Origin of the sequence: Moorena sp. SIO3B2, from assembly GCF_010692525.1 — a bacterium.
GTDB lineage: Bacteria > Cyanobacteriota > Cyanobacteriia > Cyanobacteriales > Coleofasciculaceae > Moorena > Moorena producens.
Genome location: NZ_JAAHHE010000008.1, coordinates 1 through 4243, shown reverse-complemented (window position 1 = coordinate 4243; position 4243 = coordinate 1). Strand labels below are relative to the sequence as shown.

The 4243-nt window shown below is 44.4% G+C and carries 5 protein-coding genes and 1 pseudogene; 4 read left to right on the top strand and 2 right to left on the bottom strand.

Annotated features, from left to right (window positions below; translation table 11 throughout):
• A pseudogene (locus F6K38_RS03370) lies at window positions 1–306 on the bottom strand (aldose epimerase family protein); the annotation flags it as partial.
• An 84-nt stretch (window positions 307–390) separates the two neighbouring features.
• Here F6K38_RS03370 and F6K38_RS03365 point away from each other — a divergent pair.
• The 4 genes from F6K38_RS03365 to F6K38_RS03350 all read left to right on the top strand — a co-directional run bounded on the left by F6K38_RS03365 (window position 391) and on the right by F6K38_RS03350 (window position 2602).
• Entirely contained in the window at window positions 391–612 is a 222-nt protein-coding gene (locus tag F6K38_RS03365; protein ID WP_131826850.1) for a hypothetical protein, read from the top strand.
• A 762-nt stretch (window positions 613–1374) separates the two neighbouring features.
• Complete coding sequence (locus F6K38_RS03360; RefSeq protein WP_267872009.1) at window positions 1375–1509, top strand: hypothetical protein; 135 nt, start codon at window positions 1375–1377, stop codon at window positions 1507–1509.
• Between the two features lie 424 nt (window positions 1510–1933).
• Complete coding sequence (locus F6K38_RS03355) at window positions 1934–2149, top strand: hypothetical protein (protein ID WP_008182037.1); 216 nt, start codon at window positions 1934–1936, stop codon at window positions 2147–2149.
• A gap of 141 nt (window positions 2150–2290) precedes the next feature.
• The gene (locus F6K38_RS03350) at window positions 2291–2602 is read left to right on the top strand and encodes a DUF6679 family protein (protein WP_008182036.1); all 312 of its coding nucleotides are present in this window, start codon (window positions 2291–2293) and stop codon (window positions 2600–2602) included.
• 371 nt (window positions 2603–2973) lie between these two features.
• Here F6K38_RS03350 and F6K38_RS03345 read toward each other — a convergent pair.
• The coding region (locus F6K38_RS03345; protein ID WP_287356078.1) for an MBL fold metallo-hydrolase at window positions 2974–4243 on the bottom strand (1270 nt) is incomplete at its 5' end.

Here is a 4243-nt window from a genome sequence, read left to right as displayed (position 1 = left end):
AGTCACCTGCCAAGGCAAATTACGGGCAAAGCCGTGTTGTTTGAGAGTATAGTCTTTGCCAAGGTATGTATAAGTATCATTAACTAAGTTCCCACAGATGGGGAAGAGGATGGGAATGCCACCCCGTACACTCAGATTGGGATCTTTAAAGCGTTCCGCATCAAGATAAAAAATCTCCTGACCTTGGATATTCCACCGAATGACAATGCCACCTCGTTCAGGAACCACTTCTAATCGAGATTGGGCATTGTGGTCAGTGAGAATGTAAGTTTCGTATTGGTCTTGAGTGCGTACGATCTCAAACACTGGCTTTTCTCCCTTACGATTTAAAATCCGATTTATCAGTCTATTGAGTGCCTAATCGCTTTTGATCACAGCAAAAGCCTATTTTTGAGTGACTCTGACTGCGATCGATGGCAGGTTGGCAGGTTGGCAGTTTTTTTTACAAAATTCATGCTTAGTGCCAAGCACGTACAGGGATTAGTATGTCACAATGATGGGTATGTGGAACCTGTAGACACCTACCAAAATGCTTGCTTCTTGAACCAGGAGGCTTTAGCCACGCCGACGTTTATAAGCAGTAGGGTTTCTCCTGCTGTATCCTATAAATAGCCAAGTCGGTGACAAACCTGACAGCTAAGAAGACTAAGGGGAACGGTATAGCTCTTTTTGAGCCAAGTTCGGTAGTAGTGTGTTTAAACCGCCACAACAGTGTGAGTCAAATCTTACTGTGAACGTTGCAAGTAGCCGGTTTTTAACCGCTTTAGCAATATCCGCTCATAATCCCCTATGTTTCAACTTGGGGGAGTTGTTAAATTCTTACTCCATTATCTGTATAAGGATGCTAGTGGAATCTGAGTTTCCAACTAAACAGGTAAGGGGTCTCCCTTTATACCCGCGCTTCATGCGCGGGAGGGGAATTACCTGGCTGAGTCTCTTGGTTTTGGTATGATAAATTGATGGCGGTTGGACTGCCGCTCAATGGCTGTGGTAAATCGATACAGGATATCGAGGAACAGTAAGTCTCATTCGTGAGTTTGAGAAGCCTACATCAAATCAAAGATTATGATGTAGGAGTAGTCACATAACTATAGAGTGACCATACCCCCAAACACCATCTCTAACAGACTACAGCACCATTGCTGGCAAGCAGGAGAAATCGGTTAGGGCGGTATAGGTTGCTGAATTAAGGGATGTAGCGCCGACCTCAGGGGGTTTCCCAAACTCGCGCTCTGCATCAAGACAATGCATAAAAACAGAAAAATAACAAGCGAGAGTTAGCCACCTAATTTATTGGGTGGACAGCGTTCCCGTAGCGTGGCCAAAGGCCAGCGCGCTGGGATTTATCAAGGGCTTTCGTGTTAAAATAGAATCGTGAGTAAGAACAAGGTTGGTCGCGTTTATATTTTGCGCTTTTCGGTGAGATTCCGGACATTTGGAGACGGGGTATATCCTACGACCATGGAACAGGCAAACAATGGAGCAAAAAGTAGTGATTTATTGCCCTGATTTGTTTGGTACAACCACTCCGAAAGCTATTGTGCAATTAAATTAAAAGTAAATCCACCGGTTAACTTTTTGTTAATCCGTTCGCGTAGCTTGGCCAAAGGCCAGGGAGGTAGGGCAGTTTTGAGTCTGCCACAACAAAAGAGACTAGACTCACTCTCTAGTAAGTTTTATAAGCGTCGTGCAGCGCGGTTTTAACCCGCGTAACGACACGACTCTTAGAATCCACGCGATTTCAATCCGTGGAGAACTCAAAATGCAGAAAAAAAGTAATCAATGACACGAGCAGCGTTAATCAACTCAAACTCAAGCTCGCTTCTAATGCAAGCTACACTCTCAAGCAATGAACATAAAAGACTATTAAGCTATTTTAATCTTTAACAAGGAATAGACAAACCCGCTTGATTCCATGTTAAGTTAACCAAAAATGATTTCAAGTCAACCCCTACCCTTTAGGGCTGGGGATACGAGGAGTGAGCTACAATTATTTATTGGTAATCCTTATAAATTCTTGGAATCTATTTTTGCTGCTGATGGCGGCTCGACAAATCAAGTAAATGGTATTTTAGTCGCCAGAGCCAACAAAAAAAGGATCTGGAGTATTCCTGCTCTGGTTGCTCAGGTTTATTTTAACCTTCCATAGTATCTCATCATCGCAATGATGGAGAGAATCCCGCCAATTCTATTCGTGGGAAGTATGTCAGAATAAAGTTGTTTCTAGAGAAACTTAACCGCTTACTTCACCAGTAAAACCAAGAGTTATCTGCAACAGGAGAAGCCGAATATGCTACACCGCAAGATTTATCAACTCTGCTGCGATGGTCGTGAGGTCTGCGTTTTCTTGCGGGATCAGCAACGTTGGATTGAACACGCCCGCATTGTTGATATCGAGGGAGATTTAGTCACAATTCGTTATGAAACAGACGAAGAGGATGAGATCAGTTCCTGGGAAGAAATGGTCCGCTTGGAAAGCATAGGCTCTGTCAGTCACAAGCTAGCTTCTGTTTTCCGAGGTAATGTTGATCCGATAGTCTCTGATGATTGTCCGGAGGCTGAACAAATTCACCCCCGCTCCCAAGACTTAAATCAGGACTAGATTATTCATTGTTAATGGACAACCAACCGTTAAGGGTGAGTAAAAACTAATCGAAAATGTCGCAGAGTCTACCAAAAACTCTTATTATTTGTTAGACTTAAATTAGGTAACACCGAAAGCGATTATTATGTAACTTAAATTAAAGCCGAAAACCAAGGGTTTAATAGTTGCGCTTAGATCCCGGTGTTATAACTTTTTTGACATTTTTATGGCGCTCGCGGGATATTCCTGAGAGCTTTGGGAGATACCCCCTGGATGCGAAAGCATCTTGCATTGGCGGACTTTGGTCTATCTTGGTAGACTTTGGTAGCTAAAAAGTATCGGAAAATTGATAACTCACAATTAGCTAGCAATTTTCCCTTAACTATTCGTTACTCAAGGGGTTCTATCCGTTCAAAAACTGGACAGTACCCCTCCAGTGTTACTTTAAAACCATAGAGAGCTGAGGCTGGATTCCAGCAGCGCTGCCCTCTTTGGTACAAACAATTACCACAACACTCGATATTAATTGGTATCTTGGCTCTGCCCCCTTGTTTGAGTAGTTCTCGTTGTGACAATCCCCGCAAGACCAGTTCTTCTCCTTGCCAGCGGGCTTCTACTAAACCAGTATCAGCGAAATTTTGCCAACGAGGATCCGTTGCGATCGCCCTTGAAAGAGTGATATAGACAAGTGTATCTAATTCATTCAACTCTCCTTCATAGTTTGTTTCCGTTGGTAGAGCAGGTCTGATAAAGGTATCACCGATGGGAAGTTCTACGAGTGTTCCTGCTGCTGGCGTATGGAGATGATATCGATTTTGTAATTCTTCCAAACCAGCAAGATCAGCGAGGTAGGTAGGAGAGCCGTGAACAAAAATCACATGTTGAGGTCGAAGATTATGAATCAACTGGGTGGTTCCCAGACAATCCCCATGTTGAGCCAGCAGATAAGTTTCAACCTTAAGAGATCCGTACTCATCGATTGGATCCAAAGATTTAAGATGTTCCGGTTGTAGGACAACCCAAGAACGGTTCTCTTGCTGCCAGTACTCCCTCCAATCCATGTTTAAGTCAGTGAGGATAATACAGGGAGATTTACCGATAGCATCTCGGTGCTGGAGATCTAACCGCCGCACCCGAGGGCGTACCCGCTCATCCCAAAACAAGGCTTGATGTCGGGCAAAATTTTGTACTGAGCTGGGAAAGTGAGACAGCAGTTCTAAGTAAGCATTACAACCAGCAGCCACGTTTCCATTGACCCAAATATCAAGGTCGCGTCCTGTAAAGTGGTGATGAGAGCGCAGGAGCATCAGGATTTCTTGACCTAGACCTAAGGTAGGCACTGGCAACACAACTGAGTTATTGGTAGCAATGGCCTGCTCAATACGCTCTACTAGTTGATTTTCTTGTTGCCGCCGATGGGGATGTCGAGCAGTGCCATAACTGCCTTCTACAATTACCACATCCGGCTGTGTCCCCCTGAGCGATTCAAGGGATAATCCCTCCACCAGCCGTGAGTTAGACAGGAAAAAGTCACCGGTGTAAAGCAGTCGGTAAGTTCGATGGCGAGTGGTGTAAGTGAGTAAAAATGCTGCTGCTCCTGGCAAGTGTCCAGCTGGGAACAATTGAGCAGTGAGTCCCTCACAGAATTCTACAGGGGTA